This is a genomic window from Rhizobium sp. CCGE 510, from assembly GCF_000292525.1.
In the GTDB taxonomy this organism is placed as follows: Bacteria; Pseudomonadota; Alphaproteobacteria; order Rhizobiales; family Rhizobiaceae; genus Rhizobium.
Genome location: NZ_AEYF01000037.1, coordinates 17,874 through 35,528 on the forward strand (window position 1 = coordinate 17,874; position 17,655 = coordinate 35,528).

Annotated in this window: 20 protein-coding genes and 1 pseudogene; 7 read left to right on the top strand and 14 right to left on the bottom strand. The window is 59.6% G+C overall.

Features of this window, described 5'->3' with window-relative positions; translation table 11 throughout:
- Nucleotides 1–7: 7 nt before the first annotated feature.
- Complete coding sequence (locus tag RCCGE510_RS16905; protein WP_007631867.1) at nucleotides 8–1,435, top strand: gamma-aminobutyraldehyde dehydrogenase; 1,428 nt, start codon at nucleotides 8–10, stop codon at nucleotides 1,433–1,435.
- 245 nt (nucleotides 1,436–1,680) lie between these two features.
- A complete protein-coding gene (locus RCCGE510_RS33495) occupies nucleotides 1,681–1,854 on the top strand; it encodes a DUF1328 domain-containing protein (RefSeq protein ID WP_007631868.1) in 174 nt (57 codons plus the stop codon).
- Nucleotides 1,855–1,878: 24 nt separating this feature from the next.
- Here RCCGE510_RS33495 and RCCGE510_RS16915 read toward each other — a convergent pair whose 3' ends face one another.
- The 8 genes from RCCGE510_RS16915 to RCCGE510_RS16950 form a co-directional block, all read right to left on the bottom strand.
- Nucleotides 1,879–2,538: a DUF3313 domain-containing protein gene (locus RCCGE510_RS16915; protein ID WP_240539665.1), complete on the bottom strand. Its 660-nt coding sequence runs from the start codon at nucleotides 2,536–2,538 to the stop codon at nucleotides 1,879–1,881.
- A gap of 166 nt (nucleotides 2,539–2,704) precedes the next feature.
- The gene (locus tag RCCGE510_RS16920) at nucleotides 2,705–4,078 is read right to left on the bottom strand and encodes a HAMP domain-containing sensor histidine kinase (RefSeq protein ID WP_007631870.1); all 1,374 of its coding nucleotides are present in this window, start codon (nucleotides 4,076–4,078) and stop codon (nucleotides 2,705–2,707) included.
- On the bottom strand, nucleotides 4,075–4,815 hold the full coding sequence (locus RCCGE510_RS16925; protein ID WP_007631871.1) for a response regulator transcription factor: 741 nt from the start codon (nucleotides 4,813–4,815) through the stop codon (nucleotides 4,075–4,077). The genes RCCGE510_RS16920 and RCCGE510_RS16925 overlap by 4 nt, the downstream gene beginning before the upstream one ends.
- Before the next feature lie 225 nt (nucleotides 4,816–5,040).
- Nucleotides 5,041–5,319 carry a hypothetical protein gene (locus RCCGE510_RS16930; RefSeq protein ID WP_007631872.1) on the bottom strand — a complete coding sequence of 93 codons (279 nt, stop codon included), beginning with the start codon at nucleotides 5,317–5,319 and terminating at the stop codon, nucleotides 5,041–5,043.
- A gap of 143 nt (nucleotides 5,320–5,462) precedes the next feature.
- Nucleotides 5,463–5,954: a hypothetical protein gene (locus tag RCCGE510_RS16935; RefSeq protein WP_037079036.1), complete on the bottom strand. Its 492-nt coding sequence runs from the start codon at nucleotides 5,952–5,954 to the stop codon at nucleotides 5,463–5,465.
- A 100-nt stretch (nucleotides 5,955–6,054) separates the two neighbouring features.
- On the bottom strand, nucleotides 6,055–6,498 hold the full coding sequence (locus tag RCCGE510_RS16940) for a DoxX family protein (protein WP_037079058.1): 444 nt from the start codon (nucleotides 6,496–6,498) through the stop codon (nucleotides 6,055–6,057).
- A 62-nt stretch (nucleotides 6,499–6,560) separates the two neighbouring features.
- On the bottom strand, nucleotides 6,561–7,025 hold the full coding sequence (locus RCCGE510_RS16945; RefSeq protein WP_192815314.1) for a tetratricopeptide repeat protein: 465 nt from the start codon (nucleotides 7,023–7,025) through the stop codon (nucleotides 6,561–6,563).
- A 20-nt stretch (nucleotides 7,026–7,045) separates the two neighbouring features.
- A complete protein-coding gene (locus tag RCCGE510_RS16950) occupies nucleotides 7,046–8,020 on the bottom strand; it encodes an MBL fold metallo-hydrolase (RefSeq protein ID WP_007631879.1) in 975 nt (324 codons plus the stop codon).
- A gap of 300 nt (nucleotides 8,021–8,320) precedes the next feature.
- On the opposite strand from RCCGE510_RS16950, the gene RCCGE510_RS16955 reads away from it, so the two are divergent.
- A complete protein-coding gene (locus RCCGE510_RS16955; protein ID WP_037079039.1) occupies nucleotides 8,321–9,073 on the top strand; it encodes a sigma-70 family RNA polymerase sigma factor in 753 nt (250 codons plus the stop codon).
- Entirely contained in the window at nucleotides 9,070–9,870 is an 801-nt protein-coding gene (locus RCCGE510_RS16960; protein WP_007631883.1) for an anti-sigma factor, read from the top strand. Before RCCGE510_RS16955 ends, RCCGE510_RS16960 begins: the two co-directional genes overlap by 4 nt.
- A gap of 54 nt (nucleotides 9,871–9,924) precedes the next feature.
- Here the strand turns inward: RCCGE510_RS16960 and RCCGE510_RS16965 are convergent, their stop codons facing one another.
- Both RCCGE510_RS16965 and tal read right to left on the bottom strand, forming a co-directional pair.
- Nucleotides 9,925–10,593 carry a DUF1345 domain-containing protein gene (locus RCCGE510_RS16965; RefSeq protein ID WP_007631884.1) on the bottom strand — a complete coding sequence of 223 codons (669 nt, stop codon included), beginning with the start codon at nucleotides 10,591–10,593 and terminating at the stop codon, nucleotides 9,925–9,927.
- Nucleotides 10,594–10,686: 93 nt separating this feature from the next.
- Complete coding sequence (tal, locus tag RCCGE510_RS16970; protein WP_007631886.1) at nucleotides 10,687–11,652, bottom strand: transaldolase; 966 nt, start codon at nucleotides 11,650–11,652, stop codon at nucleotides 10,687–10,689.
- Between the two features lie 423 nt (nucleotides 11,653–12,075).
- Between tal and RCCGE510_RS16975 the strand changes: the two genes are divergently transcribed.
- Nucleotides 12,076–13,095, top strand: a complete 1,020-nt coding sequence (locus tag RCCGE510_RS16975) for a sugar-binding transcriptional regulator (protein WP_007631888.1) — start codon at nucleotides 12,076–12,078, stop codon at nucleotides 13,093–13,095.
- Nucleotides 13,096–13,181: 86 nt separating this feature from the next.
- Here the strand turns inward: RCCGE510_RS16975 and RCCGE510_RS16980 are convergent, their stop codons facing one another.
- Both RCCGE510_RS16980 and RCCGE510_RS16985 read right to left on the bottom strand, forming a co-directional pair.
- On the bottom strand, nucleotides 13,182–14,054 hold the full coding sequence (locus RCCGE510_RS16980) for a bifunctional helix-turn-helix domain-containing protein/methylated-DNA--[protein]-cysteine S-methyltransferase (RefSeq protein WP_007631890.1): 873 nt from the start codon (nucleotides 14,052–14,054) through the stop codon (nucleotides 13,182–13,184).
- 79 nt (nucleotides 14,055–14,133) lie between these two features.
- Nucleotides 14,134–14,631: a DUF2244 domain-containing protein gene (locus RCCGE510_RS16985; RefSeq protein WP_007631891.1), complete on the bottom strand. Its 498-nt coding sequence runs from the start codon at nucleotides 14,629–14,631 to the stop codon at nucleotides 14,134–14,136.
- Here RCCGE510_RS16985 and nth point away from each other — a divergent pair.
- Nucleotides 14,630–15,436, top strand: a complete 807-nt coding sequence (gene nth / locus RCCGE510_RS16990; protein ID WP_192815315.1) for an endonuclease III — start codon at nucleotides 14,630–14,632, stop codon at nucleotides 15,434–15,436. The two genes, RCCGE510_RS16985 and nth, sit on opposite strands and share 2 nt — an antisense overlap.
- Here nth and RCCGE510_RS16995 read toward each other — a convergent pair.
- Both RCCGE510_RS16995 and RCCGE510_RS17000 read right to left on the bottom strand, forming a co-directional pair.
- Nucleotides 15,401–15,853 (bottom strand): annotated as a pseudogene (locus RCCGE510_RS16995) (TetR/AcrR family transcriptional regulator); the annotation flags it as partial. The gene nth and the pseudogene RCCGE510_RS16995 overlap by 36 nt on opposite strands.
- The gene (locus RCCGE510_RS17000; protein ID WP_007631894.1) at nucleotides 15,850–16,563 is read right to left on the bottom strand and encodes a sulfate transporter family protein; all 714 of its coding nucleotides are present in this window, start codon (nucleotides 16,561–16,563) and stop codon (nucleotides 15,850–15,852) included. The gene RCCGE510_RS17000 and the pseudogene RCCGE510_RS16995, both read right to left, overlap by 4 nt.
- 235 nt (nucleotides 16,564–16,798) lie before the next feature.
- On the opposite strand from RCCGE510_RS17000, the gene RCCGE510_RS17005 reads away from it, so the two are divergent.
- Entirely contained in the window at nucleotides 16,799–17,653 is an 855-nt protein-coding gene (locus RCCGE510_RS17005) for a MurR/RpiR family transcriptional regulator (protein WP_007631895.1), read from the top strand.
- Nucleotides 17,654–17,655: the final 2 nt, after the last annotated feature.

The window sequence follows — 17,655 nt, forward strand, 5'->3', positions numbered from 1 at the left end:
GAACATCATGGACACCCAAATGCTGATCGGTTCCCGCTTCGAAAAAGGCACGGAGACGGAAGAGCGCATCCTGAACCCAAAGACCGGCGAGGCAGTAATCGACCTTGCTGAAGCTTCGCTTTCCCAGGTCGACGCCGCCGTCGATGCCGCCGAAAAGGCCTTCGCAAGCTGGTCGCGGACGACGCCGAGCGAACGCTCCGGCTACCTCTTGAAGATTGCCGACGCCATCGAGAAGGATGCCGCCGGCTTCGCGACGCTTGAGGCGCTGAATTGCGGCAAGCCGATCAATGCGGTGCTGAACGACGAAATCCCGGCGATCGTCGATTGTTATCGCTTCTTCGCGGGTGCCGTGCGCAATCTGCATGGACCGGCCGCCGGCGAATACCTGCCCGGTCACACGTCGATGATCCGTCGCGATCCGATCGGCATCGTCGGCTCGATTGCGCCCTGGAACTATCCGCTGATGATGATGGCCTGGAAGCTGGCGCCGGCGATCGCCGGCGGCAATACGGTCGTCTTCAAGCCCTCGGAGCAGACGCCGCTGACGGCGCTGAAGATGGCCAAGCTGCTTTCGGATATCCTTCCCGAAGGCGTCGTCAACCTCATTCTCGGCCGCGGCGAAAGTGTCGGCAACGCCCTGATCAATCATGCCAAGATCGGCATGGTCTCGATTACCGGCGATATTGCCACCGGCAAGAAGGTGCTGCAGGCCGCCGCCAAGACGGTCAAGCGCACGCACCTGGAACTCGGCGGAAAGGCCCCGGTCATCGTCTTCGACGATGCCGACATTGACGCCGTCGTCGCCGGCATCCGCACCTTCGGTTACTACAATGCCGGCCAGGACTGCACCGCCGCCTGCCGCATCTATGCCGACGCCAGGGTCTATGACAATTTCGTCGCCGATCTCTCCTCGGCGGTGTCGAGCATCCGCTTCAATCAGGCCGACGATACCGAAAACGAGATCGGTCCGCTGATCTCCAAGCGCCAGCGCGACCGCGTCGAAAGCTTCGTCGCCCGGGCTTCCGAACACAAACACATGGAGATCACCACCGGCGGCAAAGTCTCCGGTGACAAGGGCTTCTTCTTCACCCCGACCGTCATATCGGGCGCCACGCAGGACGACGAGATCGTCCGCCGTGAAGTCTTCGGCCCCGTGGTTTCGGTCACCCGATTTACCGAAGCCGAGGATGCCGTCACCTGGGCAAACGACAGCGACTACGGCCTCGCCTCCTCCGTCTGGACGAAAGATATCGGCCGCGGCATGAAGACTGCCGCCCGCCTGCAATATGGCTGTACTTGGATCAACACGCATTTCATGCTGGTCAACGAGATGCCGCATGGCGGCGTCAAACAGTCGGGATACGGTAAGGACCTGTCGGTCTACGCGCTGGAGGATTACACCGCCGTGCGCCACGTGATGATCAATCACGGCTGAGCGGCGAAAAGGCAGGATTCGGAGAGGCTCAGGCGGGGTGGCGGTAAAGCGCCAGCACTCGCCCGCCGCCGTTGCGGATCATGGCGCGTGTGGGTAGACGATGAGCCGCATCAGGCTGCCCGCAAGCGCAATGCCGGTGATGGCAAGGAGCGTCATTTCTCCGCAGAGGCGTCATTCCATTCAAACGACCTGGAACATTTTCCCGGTTGCCGCGTCTTTCTCAGATAGACGCAAAGGATCACGTCATGTTGAAATGGGCTTTGATATTTTTCGTGATTTCACTCATCGCCGGCTTCTTCGGTTTTTCCGGTGTCTCTGCGGCCACCGCGACGATCGCCCGCGTTCTCTTCGGCATTGCGCTGGTGATCTTCCTCATTTTCCTGGTCCTGGCACTGATGGCCGGCCAGGCGATCTTGTGAGCGGAAAGCCGCCCTTCCTCTAACCTATTTCAACTCGGCGAGCAGAGCCTCGGCACCTTTGCGGATGCCTACCTTCGAGGCTTCCATTGCCGTGAAGCTGGCGCCGATATTCATCGCGTTGGGATATTGCTTGGTGACGTAGGACGACAGCAGACGATTGCTCGCGGCATCACAGATCTCCACGGCATAGTTCACCGAACCGGTCATCGAGCCTTCTCGGCCACGAGCGGCCTGGACGGTATTGTACAATCCACCTGCGACGTCGATGTGTGAAACCGTTCCGAGCACCGCAGTCGTCGCCTTGGCGCCCGTCAGCGTCAGGTGCAATCTGAGCGTTGCCGGAGCAGACGTGCTGACGATGGCAAAGCGCGTCTTCAATTTTTCCGTGAATTGAGCCTGCATATAATTGGCAAGCAACGCTTTGTCTGTCTCGGGGACCTTGCCGAACTGATTGTCGGAACCGTTATAAACCGTAACGGGATCGACGATGATCCGGGCGTATTGGCTCCAGTTGACATTCGTCTGATAACGATATGGCACGCGGCCGGTTTTGTCCGCCATATCAGGCTGAAGCTGCGAGGCCGAAGCGAGTCCGGAATAAACAGTCGGGTCAGGCGTCGAGCATGCGGCGACGGCAGAACCAATGAGCATCAGTGCGGCACCGACTTTCAATTTTTCTATCAAGGATTTGCTCCAGCTTTGAAAATGCCGAACGGCATGGGATCTGCTGGGACAGGTTTTATGGAATTCGAATATTGCTGTGTTTGCGATCATGTGCGGAAATGTTCGCGAGCCATTTTTTACGACGAAGGCCGAACGACGCGAGCCTGACGACACCACCGGCCGGACCTCAATGTGATGAAGGGATTGACGGCGGGCCTTCAGGCTGGGCCATCTGAGCGGCGGGAAGATCGATCACGACCACCAAGCCGCTCGGCTTCCTGTCCAGCAACGTCAATTCTCCATTGTGCCCTTTGGTGACGATCCCCTTGGCGATCGGCAGACCGAGCCCAAGCCCGGAGCCACCTTTGGCGCCGATCTGTCGCGATTTGTCCGCTTTGAAGAATGGCTCTAAAACTTTCGCCTTGAGTTCATCCGTCAAGCCGGGGCCGTTGTCGCTCACCCTTATTTTGATCCCGCCATCATCGCGGCATTCCAAGCCGATTTCGACCCGCGTTGCATAACGGGACGCATTCTCCACCAGATTCGTAATAGCGCGGCTGAGCGCCTGAGGTTTGCAGATAAATGCGAGCCGCCGCGGCCCGGTGAAACTCACATCGACGCCGGTGTCGGCGAAATCGGTCGCGATCGTCTGCAGCAGGCTCGAAATATCGACCTTTCGATCGACTGCCCTCACCGACGGGTCTTTAAAATAGGCCAGGCACTCGTCGATCATGAAGCTCAGGGTGGAGATATCGGCCAGCATCAGGCTGCGAAGTTCCGGCTCTGCGGAGCGTTCGGCCCGCATCCGCAGTCTCGTCAACGGCGTCCTCAGATCATGACCCACTCCGCTCAGCATTCTTGTCCGATCTTCCGCCATGCTCTGGATTCGATCGCTCATGACGTTAAGCGATTCTGCCAGACTTCGAATCTCGGCTGCGCCGTCCGGTTCGAAAGGCTTTTCCAGACTGCCTTCCATGCACGCTTGTTTCGCAGCGGCAGCAAAGCGCCTGAGAGGTTCGGTGATCAGCCGGCTGCTGAAATAAGCAAGCAGCACCAAAGGGATGACGATTTTCAGAATTCCGCTTGCAACCGCCGGAACGAACCACAAATAGCTGGGGAAAACCGGCAGTTGAAAGATCAGAGCACGCTTACCGTCAATTCCGACAGTCAGGACGTCAGGGTGCGATTGACCCATGGCGAAGCGGTGAAATGCGGCCAGAATATTGTCGGCGAGCATTGCGTCGATGCGCGCCACCAGCTCGCTTGGAGATATCCGTTGTTCCTCTGCGTCTGGCTGATCCGAGGACGTCCTTTCGACCGCAATGCCCAGTGCCGCAGCTCCCTTGAGGACAGCGTCTTCGTCCTGCGCTGAACTTGCCTCAGCAAATTGCTCCGCGATCATCGCCGCTCTCGCAGCAAACAGGCCGTTTTGAAAGCCGCGATCATGACGGCCGTAGATGAATGGCTCCATGGCCGTCGCCACCACGGAAACCAGCACGACAAGGAGGGTCGCCAAGATGAGGATCTGGTTCTGGATCGAAGCGCGCCGAAAATTTTTCAAGAGAGGCGCTCTACCTTGGATGCGAAAAGATAGCCGCCCAGCCGCACCGTCTTTATGAACGTCGGGTCTTTCAGGTTCGGCTCTATCTTTTGCCGGACCCGGCTGATGTGGGCGTCGATGCTGCGCTCAACCGGCCCCGCCGATCCGGCATGCGTCATCGACAGAAGTTGTTCGCGGGTCAAAACCTTGTTCGGATTGCAGCAGAATGCCAGAAGGATATCGAACTCGGCGGTGGTCATCGAAACCTGCGCTCCGTCCGCGTCGTGGAGTTGACGGCTTTTCGGATCGATGCGCCATCCGGAGAACGTCATCGGCCCAAGCGCTTCCTGCTGATGATGCGCATATGACGCTCTGCGCAGAATACTCTTGATCCTGGCCAAGAGTTCGCGGGAGTTGAAGGGTTTCGTAACATAGTCGTCGGCCCCGAGCTCCAAGCCCAGAATGCGGTCGATATCCTCCTGAAGCGCCGTCAGCATCAGGATCGGCACCTGGCACGATGCACGAAGCCGCCTGCAGATGCTGAAGCCATCCTCGCCCGGCAGCATCGCGTCGAGGACGATGAGATCGAATTGCTGTCGCGCCATTATTCGATCCATGGCCGCGCCGCTGTCGACCGACGAAGCCTGAAATCCGCTGCTTCGAACAAGCTCCACCAGCATATCCGCGATGGCGGGATCGTCTTCGACAATGAGGATGTGAGCCTGATTGGGAACCGTCATTTCATATGCCATCTTCATTCATTCTTTTGCCCGCTATGGCGCGAAATTACCACGCTTCACCGTGACTAGGTCAGCCTCGTCCACTGTCGATCACGGTGGTTAAGATCTTAAAGCAGGCAGATACCGCACGATATCAGTTGCCGCGCCGACGCCGGGCTCCGCCTTCAGGATATCAGCTGCCGTGCGATGATATGTTCGATAATGTTGAGATATGTTGTGGAATCTCCAGAGTGGAATCCGGCCTCAGAACTGGCTTTCAGGATCGCCGCTGATTTCCACCTTGTCACCTTGAATTGCGCAATCGATGATGACGGTGGCGATGAAACACATGCGAACAACCAGCAGGCAAAAGAACACCATAGAGGCGGCAGCCGTCGCATAATGCTTCACGGCTGAGCGCTTCGGCAGCCTTGCGGTAAATTTATGAAGGGCGTTTCTGGCGAGACGACCGACCGCCACGAGCAAGAACAACGCCGTGATGATATAGCCGCTTGCTGATGCTGCTCCTAACAACTGAAACATGAAAAGACATCCGCACCACGTGAAAAGCTCCGGTTTCGGAACTACGCTTTCAAGCCGACGAGACCGGGCAGAACAATGCCCATCGGATCCGCCTGGAACGAGGCGCAGCGTCCGACCCGTCGGCGGAGGGAATTTGCCCACGTCTAATCAGCCCGCTCTGCATCTGACGTGGCGCGGCGACTTAAAAGAAGAGATGTGGCGGCACGCCATCGAGATGCCTTCGCCCTGCCTGCAATCGACCTGACGCTGGCAGCCGGGGCCTTTTGGACTGCGTCAATCCTGCTTGTCCTTGATTCCGCAAGAGCCGCGATCCTTCTCAGAAATGCGTCGCTGTCGAATTCTTTCGAAGAGCGGACGGACTTTGCTGCCGACTGGGTAGCATGGAAAAACACCTCCAGATTGATGACCGGTATTGGCTTGATGTTTCGGACCATATCGATATCCGACCGCATTGTTACGGCCAGAAAATACCGGTCGGAACGCAAGGCGTCGAAGAGCTCAGGCACCGAGGATACAGCCGCCGCGGCATATCCCTTCTCATTCAATATCGAGACAATGTCGCAGGCGGCGCCTTTTCCGAGAAAGACGAGAATTGGCTTTTGCCGATTGCTTGGCGCGGAAGACATCACTGGCACACTCCTGACCTGTCGCCATAAGTGTAGCCCGCATCGACGCAGTCGTTTGTTCGGTTTTATTCGGTTTTGTTGCGTCGGGGGATGGCCGGCGAAGCTTCGATTACAGCACCGCCCGCAGCCAGGGATGCAGTCTGTTTGTTCGCTGCAGTAGCTCGTCGATCGATATCGATCCCGCGCCTGAGGCCGCCAGGACGAACATGCCACCGGCGATTGCCAGGTCCTTCTCGAAATGAAGGAGTTCGTTCTGGCTCGCAAAATTCGTGTGGAAGAGAAAGGCGGTCGCCAGGCAGAAGAGCGCCAATGCGAGTGCGCCAAGCCGGTTGAGGAAACCCGTCGCAATAGAAAGGCCGGCGCCCAGCTGAAGGGCGATCACCGCAAGCGCAACCGGCGCCGACAGGCCGAGCGTTGCGAAAGTGTCGATGGTCGCGGTGATATTTTTCGCGAGCGACGAACCTTCATGCAGGAAGATCAACGACAGCAGCAGCCTGCCCAGGAGAAGAACGAGATCGGCCAGTCGCAGCCGGCTTAGGGCGTTTTCCATCATATCCTCCGGTTTGACGAGAGCAGGCCGCAGTTCTGCCGCCTGCTCTTGCATTCATATACTCTTCAATTGCCGCCCTTGGCCGCAATGGCCTTTTGCAGGTCTTCGAGTTCCTCGCAACCATCAGGGCAAAGTTGCTTCAGCGATGCCATCTGCTCCTCGGCCTTGGCCATCTCTCCCGTTTCGACATAGAGTTCGCCGAGATATTCACGCGCTGCCTTGTGTTCGGGCTGAAGCTCCAGCGCCTTGGTGTAGTAGGTCAGCGACGTTCTGTAGTCGCCGGTCTTGCGCAGCGTATATCCCATCAGATTATAGACATCCGCCTGTTGGTTGTCTTCGGCAAGGCCGCGAAGCTCCGTCAGGGCTCCGGCATAATCCTTGGCATCGATCTTGGCGCGCGCCGAGGTCAAGTCGGGAGCGTCCGTCGATTGCATATTGTCGACGGCAAAGGCGGGAAACGCCGTCACCGCGGAAAAGCCGGCGGATAGGGCGCAAAGCCAGATGAATCCGAGAATTGCATATTTCATCATGGTGATCTCCTTTCGGCTTTTCAGGCCTGAATTGTCGGTGTGAAGCCATAGGCGCTTCCGTCCTTGACGAAAGTGCCCGAGCCCGGGAACGGAAAATGCGAGCCGCAGATCGCGATATTGTCGGCAATGATGCGGTCGATGAGACGGCGGCGCGTGTCGGTCGCTGTCGGTCCATCCTGGTCGTAGCTACCCTGCCATTCGGGATGCGGCGCGAGCAGGGCGGGCACATACATGATGTCGGCCGAGACAAGCAGTTGCTTGCTGCCTGACGTGACGAGATAGGTCGAATGGCCGGGCGTGTGGCCGAAAGCGGCAAGAAGCCGCACTCCCGGTGCAACCTCGGCCCCATCGTCAACCAGTTTCCAGTTCTTCCATTTCGGGAAAACCTCGGCGATGCGCTTGCCGGCCGGCCTGCGGCCTTCCGCGAGCTTCTCGACCCGCCCGGGCTCCGTCCACCACTTGTATTCGACGGCGTTGACGATGAGTTCGGCGTTCGGGAAGACAGGATCGTTCGTTCCCTTTTCCATCAATCCCCAGACATGATCGGGGTGGAAATGCGAGAGCATGACCGTGTCGATCCTCTTGTAGTCGATGCCGGCGGCCGCCATGTTCGCCGGCAGGTGCGTGGCATTTGCCTGCCATTGACCGACGCCCGAGCCGGCGTCCATCATGATCAGACGGTTGCCGAGCTTCAGGACGATCACCGTCAACGGGATCGGCATGAATTCGGTCGTGAGCCCGGCCTTGGAAAGCGCCTCCTTGGTGTCCTCGATCGAGGCGTTCTTGATGAAGGTCGGGTCATGCGGCTTTTTCCAGATACCGTCATAGATCGCCGTGACCTCGACATCCCCGACCTTGTATTTATGGAAGCCGACCATCGGCTCCAGCGGCGTTGCGGCGAGCGCCGGCATGACGAATTCGAGCTTCGACGACAGACCGAATGCAGCCGCTGCGGCAGCCGATCCCAGGACGGCGCGACGTGACATGGTAAACATGGATATGCCTCCTCTGGTTGATGGCATTTCTGGTGGCGAAGACTGGAATTGTTCCGATGTCCTCGCTGCCGAACTAGATCGCCGGCACAGCGCGCTTATTCCCAACATCGGGAGTTATTTCTTCAAGTTGTTGAAAATGTTTTCCGATTTCTATCGCGTGCGGCTTACGCCCCGCTGCATGCAAAAAAACTGGCGTCGACATGGAATAAAACCGTGAGCGGATCGGTCTAGACGGCAAGGGACCGCATTGCATGCGTGTGGGTCTCACGCCTAAATTCGGCCGCTGTTGAGGCAGGGAGAATGATGACAAACGCTCAGATCACCTATCCCGCCGGATCGAACGACTGGTTGCTGCTGGGCCGGCGAACGTCGAAGACCCGCATTCGACCATCACCGTTGACGGCGCTTTTCGGCGGCGCGGTGCGGCTATTCCATTTCATGATCTCGGAAAAATCGAACAGCGATCGGGTCGCTTCGGCAGCCGATGCGACGGTGCAGCATGAATTCATGCAGCGCTTTCAGGACATGATCGTTCCGCATCTTGACGCGGCTTATAATTTTGCCCGTTTCCTCAGCCGCGACGCGGATGCCGCACAGGATATTGTCCAGGAAGCGTTCCTGCGGGCCTATCGCAATTTCGAAACCTATCGTGGCGGCGATCCGCGCGCCTGGCTCTTTGCCATTGTCAGGAACTGCTGCCATGTTTGGCGCCAGCAGGATCGCCGCAAAGCGCGGTTCGAGCAGCCTTTGGGCAATGACGGCTACGCTGACCCCGATGAAGGTGGCGAATACCAGATCGCCTCGGAGGAGGATTCGCCGGAAACGGCGACGATCCGGCGAAGCGAGCAGCAGCGCGTGCGCGCGGTTATCAGCCGGCTTCCGGAGGCCATGCGGGAAATCCTTGTCTTGCGCGAACTCGAAGATCTTTCCTACCGGCAGATCGCCGAGATCATCGATGCGCCGATCGGCACGGTCATGTCGCGGCTTGCCAGGGCGCGGCGTGAATTTGGCGAAGCCTGGGATGCATGCAGCAAAAGCGAGACAGCAGGATGAGTGAAGCCCAACAGAAAGGTTGCCCGGAATGGCGCATCATGCTGCACGGCTTTGTCGATGGCGAGCTCGATTCCGTCCATACAGCGCAATTCGAGGATCATCTTGGCACCTGCGCGCATTGCAGGGCGGAGATGGAAAAGGTCCGTGCCGTGAGAGCGATCATCGACCAGGATGGTATCAAGTGGAAGCCGCCGGAGGCGCTGCGTTCGCAAGTCCTGTCAATGCTGTCGTTTGAACAGGCAGCGGCGGCCTCCAGCCTTCCCCCGCCGCGCCAGGCGCCTGTCTGGCGCCGCGCCCTGGACTTCTTCCGGCAATGGAGCTTCGTGCCTTCGCTGGCGGCATTGGCGGCAGGAGCAATCCTTTTCGCCAGCGCGCCATCGCAGACGGTGCTTTTGCAGGACCAGATCATGGCAAGCCATGTCAGGTCGATGATGGCCGATCATCTGACCGACGTACTGACCTCGGATCAGCACACGGTAAAACCCTGGTTCAACGGCAAGATCGATTTTTCACCACCGGTCAACGATCTCTCCAAGGATGGCTTTCCGCTGATCGGTGGGCGTGTCGACTATATCGGTGATCGCGCCGTCGCGGCCCTCGTCTACCGGCGCCACGGCCATGTCATCAACCTGTTCATCTGGCCCGCGGCATCGGCTGCGCAGACGATAACGGTCCGTGACGGTTACAACATGACGCAATGGTCGGATGGAGGGCTGGTATTCTGGGCGATTTCGGATGTCGCCGCAGGCGACCTGGCCGAGTTCGAGACCCTCTTCAGGGCGGCGACGAGAGCATGATGCCGAAAAGTGTGAGCGGTTTTCGGACGCCATCATGCTCTACTTTTTATTGATCTAAAGCAGGCTCGCCCCGACATTGATCGCCAGCGCCAGGATCGTCGTATTGAACAGGAAAGACAGCACGGCATGCAGCAATGTCAGCTTGCGCATGCTGGTCGAACTGACCGCGACATCCGCCGTCTGCGCGGCAACGCCGATCGTGAAGGAGAAGTAGAGGAAATCCCAATAGCCTGGCTCCTCGATCCCGTCAGGAAACTTGAGGCCACCCTCCTCGTCCGCCCCGCCATAGAAATAATGGGCATAATGGATGGTGAAGAGGGTATGCAGAAAGATCCAGGAGATCAAGATCGTCAGAACGGCGACACCTGCCCGGGCCAGCGCGATATCAGGCGCCGCTTCCTTGATCGAATGAAGCTCGAGACCGATACCGGCGACGCTGGCGAGCGCCGCACCGATCGAAAGAGCCAACAATACGGTGTCGGAGAAATCGAGATCCTCGGAGCGTTTCCGGATGCTTTCGACCGTTGCCCGCAGCATCTTGCGCCAGCTGAGCACGACAAAAACGCCGGCGCTGACATTCCAGCCGAACAAGATGTTGCCGGCGCTGACTTCACGCGAGGTCAGAAGCAGGAAGACCACGAGTCCGGCAAGGATAGCGATGATGAAGCTCGCATGCCTGTAGGCAAATGCCGCCAGCGAACTTGCACGTTTTTCACCCGCCATATCGGTCTCCAACAGCGTATGCCTTTGATAACAGCACGAAAAAGGCGCGCCTGCCAGCGGCAGCCGCGCCTTCGAATTGCATGCCGGACCTTATCAGGCGGCGGCGAGCTGCAGTTCCTTCTGCACCATGGTGCGCAACGTTCCCAGATCCTTGGCGAAGGCGCGAATGCCTTCGGCGAGTTTTTCCGTCGCCATTGCGTCTTCGTTCATCATCCAGCGGAAGGTCTTCTCATCGACGGAGACCTTCGGATCCGGCTTGCGGCTGTCTGGCGAGAGCTTACGCTCCAGCTTGCCTTCATCCTTGGCGAGCTCGTCAAGCAGGTTCGGGCTGATGGTCAGGCGGTCGCAGCCGGCAAGGGCTTCGATTTCGCCGGCGCTGCGGAAGGAGGCGCCCATGACGATCGTCTTGATGTCGTTCGCCTTGTAGTAGTTGTAGATCTCACGGACGGAGATGACGCCCGGATCCTCCTCGGCGGTGAAGTCCTTGCCGGTCGACTTCTTGTACCAGTCGAGGATACGGCCAACGAAGGGCGAGATCAGGAACACCTTGGCGTCGGCGCAGGCGATCGCCTGGGCCTTGCTGAACAGAAGTGTCAGGTTGCAGTCGATGCCTTCCTTCTGCAGCACTTCCGCGGCGCGGATGCCTTCCCAGGTGGAAGCGAGCTTGATGAGGATGCGGTCCTGACCGATACCGCGATCCTTGTAGGCGGCGATGATCGCGCGCGCCTTTGCAAGCGAAGCCTCGGTATCGAAGGAAAGATCGGCGTCGACTTCGGTCGACACGCGCCCCGGGACGAGCTTCACCAGGGCGGCGCCGACGGAGATGGCGAGGCGATCGGCGACGGCGGAAGAAACGGCTTCAGGATTGCCGCCCTGCTTCTTGCCCCAGGCGACGGCTTCCTTGATGGCGTCGGCGAACATCGGCGTACCGAGGGCTTTGAGCACGATGCTCGGGTTCGTCGTGCAATCCACAGGCTTCAGGCGGGCAACGGCTTCGATATCACCAGTGTCGGCGACAACGGTGGTAATCTCGCGGAGTTGGTCAAGCTTGGATGTCATGGTCAATAATCCTTGTTGAACTTGGGCTGCGACCGGCGCGAGTTCCGCCCGGCAAAGGTGATCTACCGACAGTTTTTCTGCATGCTGCGGGCGAAAATGCGCGCATCCGTCACGGATGATTCATAAACGTGAAGGACAGTAGCCATGTTCCCGTGGGCAAACGGCACGCCGAACGCAAGCGATTCCGCCTGCGGCTGGAAGGCCGGTCGTGACTTTCGGCATGCCCGCACTATGTCCTCCTCGGACGGACAGGAACGACTTCTATCACCCGGACTATCGCCGTTTGCCTAAGGAAAAGTCAAGGACATTTGTGCATTTCAATTGACATAAGTGTCACGCCCGTCATTATCCCCCGCAACAAGCGCGTCGTCGCAACCCCTTGTCTTCGTGAGGGGTCTAGGGCAGGAATCGTGCGGAGGAGATGTGGTCAAGCTTAAACGCGGCACGCACACAGCCTATTCCGAGGCATCCTCGCTACGGCTACGGGCGGCATGGCTCTATTACAACGAGGGCCTGACCCAGAAGGACGTCGCCGAACAACTCGGCATCAGCCGCACCACCGTGATCCGCCTGCTCGACGAGGCGATGAAACGCAGCGAAGTCCAGATCTGGATCAACGATTCGATCGGCGACTGCGTTGAACTTTCGGTGAAGCTTGAGCGCGCCTACGGCCTCGACGAGGCAATCGTCGTTCCGGCACCGGTCAATGGCGACGTCGACGCGCTGGCAAGGAATGTCGGCCTGGCGCTCGGTCAGTTTCTTTCCGAAGCCATCCCCGACGACTATACCATCGGCGTCGGCTGGGGCCGCACCATGACTGCCTCGCTGTCGAGCTTCCGGCCACCGCGCCGCGCCAATTGCAAGGTCGTCTCGCTGCTCGGCGGCATCGTCGCCGTGCACCAGACGAACCCGATCGATTACACATGGCGGCTCGCCAATCAGCTCGGCGCCGAATGCTACATGTTCCTGGCGCCGCTTCTCGTCGATTCGATCGAGACCAAGCGCAATCTGATCGACAAATGCGGGCTGGACACGATCTACCGTCTCGCCGAGAATCTCGATCTGGCGATCGTCAGCTGCGGCGATATCGGTCCCCATTCGACCTCGCTGTCGGAAGGCTGGATCTCGAAGGCCGAACTGCAGGAACTGATCGATGCCGGCTGCGTCTGCGACACCATGTTCAACTTCCTCGACGAGGACGGCAATTCGGTCGACCACTCGATCAATCGCCGCGTCATGTCCGTCGATCTCGACACGCTGAAGGAGGCCAAGCATATCGTGCTCTCCTCCGGCGGCGCACACCGCGCCGTCGCCATCCGCGCCACCATCAAGCGCATCGGCTGCAACACGCTGATCACCGATGAAAGCGCGGCAAGGGCGCTGCTGGAACTGGCAGAAACATCTCCCCGTCCTTCTTCTCTCCAGCGGGGAGAAGTGCCGTAGCGATAGCGAGGCGATGAGGGGGGGAAGCGACACTGGAGCAAACGGTCGGAGCGACAAGCGACGACCGACCTCCCGCTCCGCCCCTATCAGGCATGCGCCGATTCCCAGCCGAGCATCGCCCGCTTGCGGGTGAGGCCCCAATGATAGCCCGTCAGCGCGCCATTCTTGCCGACTGCCCGGTGGCAAGGCACGACGAAGGAGATCGGGTTGGCCCCGACCGCGGCTCCCACAGCGCGCTGCGCCGTCGGCCGGCCGATATCGCTGGCGATATCGGAATAGGTGACGGCCTTGCCGAATGGGATTTTCAGCAGGCTCTGCCAGACACTGACCTGGAAATCCGTGCCGATCAGCACGACACGCAGCGGCTGTTCCGAAGACCACTTGCCGGGCTCGAAGATGCGGGCGGCGTAGGGAACCGTTGCCTGCAGGTCCTCGACGTAACAGGCGTTCGGCCAGCGGCAGGTCATATCTTCGAGGCAGGCCCTCTCATCGCCGGAATCGCTGAAGGCAAGGCCGGCAAGGCCGCGGTCGGTCACCATGATCAGCGCGATGCCGAAGGGGCAGATGTGGAAACCGTAGCGGATGGTGAGACCACCACCCTTCGCCTTCCATTCGCCGGGCGACATCGCCTCATGGGTGACGAAGAGGTCGTGCAGGCGGCTCGGCCCGGAAAGGCCGACCTCGATCGAGGTCTCGAGCAGCGGCATATCTTCCTTGCGCAGCAGCCGCTTGGCGTGGTCGAGCGTCACCGCCTGCAGGAAGCCCTTAGGCGACAGCCCGGCCCAGCGGGTGAAGGTCTTCTGCAGCTGGGTTGGCGACTGGTTGAGCCGCGCTGCGATCGCCTCCAGAGAAGGCTGGTCACGGTAATCCTCGGTGATGAGTTCGATCACCCGACGGACAATGTCGTAATCGGGGCCGTCAGGCGTGATGTCTGTCTGCAGGTTCGCAATCATATTCATCGTCTTTCTCCTTGTCACAAGGAGATAATCAATAGGGTGTTCGCAAACCACCCGTTTCTTGCGCACCCACCAAGTGAGCTCATATACGCTGCTTGACCGTGGCGAGTGCGCCCTTGAAGGCTTTGGCGAAGCTTTCACGATCGTCGGGATTGAGGAAGGAGCCGATATCGGTGCGCCGGCCGTCGCCGAAGATCTGCATAGAAAGGATGCCGATCTCCTGGTGCCTTCGAACGAGAAAGCGCGCCCAGAACGGATTGAAGTGATGTTCCACCATCCGTCCCGATGGCGTGAACTTGCGCACCGACACATCCGTACGCGACACCGTTACCTGTTCGCGCGCCTTGCCGGACCGGTAATTCAGCCAGAAGGCGCCGTAGAGAAGCACGAAATCCAGTCCGAAGAAGAAGCCGATCGGCCAGGCGCCGGTCGCGATGAAGAACATGCCGTAGAGGAGGCAGACGGAACCGGACAGGATAAGCAGCACCTTGAAGCCCCGGCGGCCGAGCGACCGGTGGGGGAAGAGTTCGGCGGCGAAAACAGGCTGCTCGTTGAAGCTGTCGGCGTTGCTTTCCATCATGGCTGCTGAGTATAGAGTTTCCATGGCAAATCCGAAACTCAAATCCGTTAGCAAGACGCCTCAGGACGCGAATGTGATCACCAGCCGCAAGAAGGCCGCAGCGATGCGCACGGTCTATTCACTGGCCGAGCGTGAAGAGATCTTCCGCCGCTTCTCGGTGCAGCGGCCGGAACCGAGGGGCGAGCTCGAGCACACCAACCCCTTTACCCTGGTCGTCGCCGTGGCGCTTTCGGCGCAGGCGACCGATGTCGGCGTCAACAAGGCGACCCGCGCGCTCTTCAAGGTGGCCGATACGCCGGAAAAGATGCTCGATCTCGGCGAGGAGCGGTTGCGCGATTACATCAGGACGATCGGCCTCTACCGCAACAAGGCGAAAAACGTCATCGCGCTCTCGCAGATGTTGGTCGGCCAGTTCGGCAGCAAGGTGCCAAAGACGCGCGACGAATTGGTGAGATTGCCGGGCGTCGGCCGCAAGACCGCCAATGTTGTGCTGTCCATGGCCTTCGGCCAGGCGACGATGGCCGTCGACACGCACATTTTCCGCATCGCCAATCGTATCCGGCTTGCCCCCGGCAAGACGCCCGACGAGGTCGAAGCGCGACTGATGAAGGTGATCCCGAAACATTACCTCTATCATGCGCATCACTGGCTGATCCTGCACGGTCGCTACACCTGCAAGGCGCGCCGCCCCGAATGCGAACGCTGCGTCATCGCCGATCTCTGTAAATCGCCGGAGAAGAGTTGGGATGTGCCGGCGCCGCTGGTCGAGCTACCGCCGCAAGTGATCGGCGAGGCCGTCGAGTAGGACAGCGATCGCCAGCTCGTAATGCCGCCTTTCAGCGCCCGTCTCGATCGCGATCGCCGCGTGATCGAAGGCCGCCGATAGCAGCGACGTCAGCGGTTCGAGCATAGCGCCAGCCTCCGGAAGCATCGCTGCAAGCCCTGCCCGCAGCGTCGCTTCCGCATTCTCTGCATCGATCGTCGCACTCGCCAGCGGGCCGAGAACGGCAGGCGCCTCGATCAGCAGCAGCCGCGTGCGCCCTGGCGCCACCATCGCATCGAAATAGGCCGAGGCACCGCCGATCAGCATGGCACGAGGCGCGCCGTAGGACGCCGAGCGCGCCTCGATCGCCGCGGCCACCGCGCGTGCCTCGCATTCGATAACCGCCCTAAAAAGCGCCTTCTTGTCTTCAAAATGATGGTAGAGCGCGCCACGCGTCAGGGGCGCAACCCCGCATCCTTAGCGGAAATCAGCTTGTGCAAATGCACCATCATGCCGGCGGCAAACAGCGGTGTCAGAAGATTGACGAACGGGATCGCCAGAAACAGGGCGATCATCAGCCCGCCGAGAAAGACGGTGGAGGCGTGCTTGGCGCGGAAGAGCCGCGCCTCCTCAGGCGAACGGAAGCGCATTGCGGCGAATTCGAAAAATTCCCGACCGAGCAGATAGCCGTTCACCAGAAAAAAAGCGATCAGATTGACGCCGGGAATGAACAGCAGCAGCAACGCCACGATATTGCCGAGGATCACCACGCCGAGGAACTTGATCGAGCTTGCCATCGCCGGAGCGAGCGGCATGGCGGTGCCCGGAGCGTCCTTGGGATAATCGCGTTTTTCGATGACATCGGCGACATCGTCGAGAAACAGGCCGGCGATCAGCGCCGTGACCGGCGAAAGCAGTAACGCCAACATCAGCGCAAGGCCAATACCGGCAAGAATTGCGAAAACCAGGGCGAGCCATCCCGCCCAATCCGGCACATCGGGAAAGAAGCTGGTGAGCCAGGGAAAGAGGAAAGCCATGAAGGCTCCACGCAGCGCGAACCAGAGACCGACCAGCACGAGAATCGTCAGGCCGAGCACTTTCCAGAAGACCGAGCGTGTTTCCGGCGCGAACAAATTGGTGAGCGATAGTCGAGCGGCGTCAAGGATCATATCTCAGGCGTCTCCGGTTGCGCCGAAGATGTAGGAAAGATGGAGGCCACCGACAAGAGAGAATAAAATTGCATGCGGTAATAGAAAACTTGTCGAAAATTAAATGCTAATATAGTATTGTCACGTATCCAAATATGCATGGGCCTGAGAAGCAGCTTCCGAAATAGTTGCAAAGACAAGGGGTCGCAACAGCGCATCCACGGAACGCCTCTAGGGAAAAACGGGGGAGGCTGATGTGGAAGACTTTGTGCAAAAACTCAGGCAATACGCAAAAACCGGCACACCGGCCGAACGTCGCATTGCGAAATATTTCACCGAACACCTGAACGACCTGCCGTTCGAGACAGCTGCATCGGTCGCCGATCGCCTGGATCTCTCGCCGATGACCGTCGGGCGCTTCCTGCGCTCGCTCGGCTATCAGGGATTGGACAGCGTCAAGGTGGAGATTCGCGAGACCGTGACGACATCGCCGGCGCAATTGCAAAGCGCCATGAGCGAGCTGCATCAGGACGCCGCCGAGGGCAAACCGCTCGCCGTACTGGTTGCCGAACAGATCCAGGCGCTCCACCATATCTATCATCTGACGGCGCAGCCGCACTGGTCCGAAGCGGTCAGCTTGATCAGCACTGCCCGCGAAGTGTCGATCGTCACGCATGCCCGGCTTGCAAGCCTTGCCCATCATTTCTGCCAGCGGCTGACGCAAGCCCGCGACGGCGTGCGCACGCTCGACGGCGCCGACAACCGTTTTGCCGAGCTTTTCGCCCGGCTGGCCGTTGATGACGCGCTACTGGTCATCATCGATTGCCGCCGCTTCGCCAAGGCGCGGCTGCTTGCCCGGACCGCTCGGCGCTACGGCTATAAGGTCGTGCTCATTTCACCGCAACAAGCGGACTGGATGGCGGACCAGTCGAATGTCATGCTGCCCTTGCCGCCAGCGCGCGCGCCCGATCTCGACAATCTTCCGCCGCTGATCGCACTGCTCGATTGCCTGTCGGAATCCGTCGTCCTTGAAGTCGGAGAAGAGGCGGCCCTTCGCCGCCGCCGCATGATGGAATTTGCGACCGTCCTCGGCGAGACTGCGAACCACTGATC

Excerpts from the sequence above, each read along its gene's own strand:
- RCCGE510_RS16905 (WP_007631867.1), top strand. The coding sequence starts at position 8 with ATGGACACCCAAATGCTGATCGGTTCCCGCTTCGAAAAAGGCACGGAG.
- RCCGE510_RS33495 (WP_007631868.1), top strand. The coding sequence starts at position 1,681 with ATGTTGAAATGGGCTTTGATATTTTTCGTGATTTCACTCATCGCCGGC.
- RCCGE510_RS16925 (WP_007631871.1), bottom strand. The coding sequence starts at position 4,815 with ATGAAGATGGCATATGAAATGACGGTTCCCAATCAGGCTCACATCCTC.
- RCCGE510_RS16930 (WP_007631872.1), bottom strand. The coding sequence starts at position 5,319 with ATGTTTCAGTTGTTAGGAGCAGCATCAGCAAGCGGCTATATCATCACG.
- RCCGE510_RS16940 (WP_037079058.1), bottom strand. The coding sequence starts at position 6,498 with ATGATGGAAAACGCCCTAAGCCGGCTGCGACTGGCCGATCTCGTTCTT.
- RCCGE510_RS16945 (WP_192815314.1), bottom strand. The coding sequence starts at position 7,025 with ATGATGAAATATGCAATTCTCGGATTCATCTGGCTTTGCGCCCTATCC.
- RCCGE510_RS16950 (WP_007631879.1), bottom strand. The coding sequence starts at position 8,020 with ATGTTTACCATGTCACGTCGCGCCGTCCTGGGATCGGCTGCCGCAGCG.
- RCCGE510_RS16955 (WP_037079039.1), top strand. The coding sequence starts at position 8,321 with ATGATGACAAACGCTCAGATCACCTATCCCGCCGGATCGAACGACTGG.
- RCCGE510_RS16960 (WP_007631883.1), top strand. The coding sequence starts at position 9,070 with ATGAGTGAAGCCCAACAGAAAGGTTGCCCGGAATGGCGCATCATGCTG.
- RCCGE510_RS16965 (WP_007631884.1), bottom strand. The coding sequence starts at position 10,593 with ATGGCGGGTGAAAAACGTGCAAGTTCGCTGGCGGCATTTGCCTACAGG.
- tal (WP_007631886.1), bottom strand. The coding sequence starts at position 11,652 with ATGACATCCAAGCTTGACCAACTCCGCGAGATTACCACCGTTGTCGCC.
- RCCGE510_RS16980 (WP_007631890.1), bottom strand. The coding sequence starts at position 14,054 with ATGAATATGATTGCGAACCTGCAGACAGACATCACGCCTGACGGCCCC.
- nth (WP_192815315.1), top strand. The coding sequence starts at position 14,630 with ATGGCTGCTGAGTATAGAGTTTCCATGGCAAATCCGAAACTCAAATCC.
- RCCGE510_RS16985 (WP_007631891.1), bottom strand. The coding sequence starts at position 14,631 with ATGATGGAAAGCAACGCCGACAGCTTCAACGAGCAGCCTGTTTTCGCC.
- RCCGE510_RS17000 (WP_007631894.1), bottom strand. The coding sequence starts at position 16,563 with ATGATCCTTGACGCCGCTCGACTATCGCTCACCAATTTGTTCGCGCCG.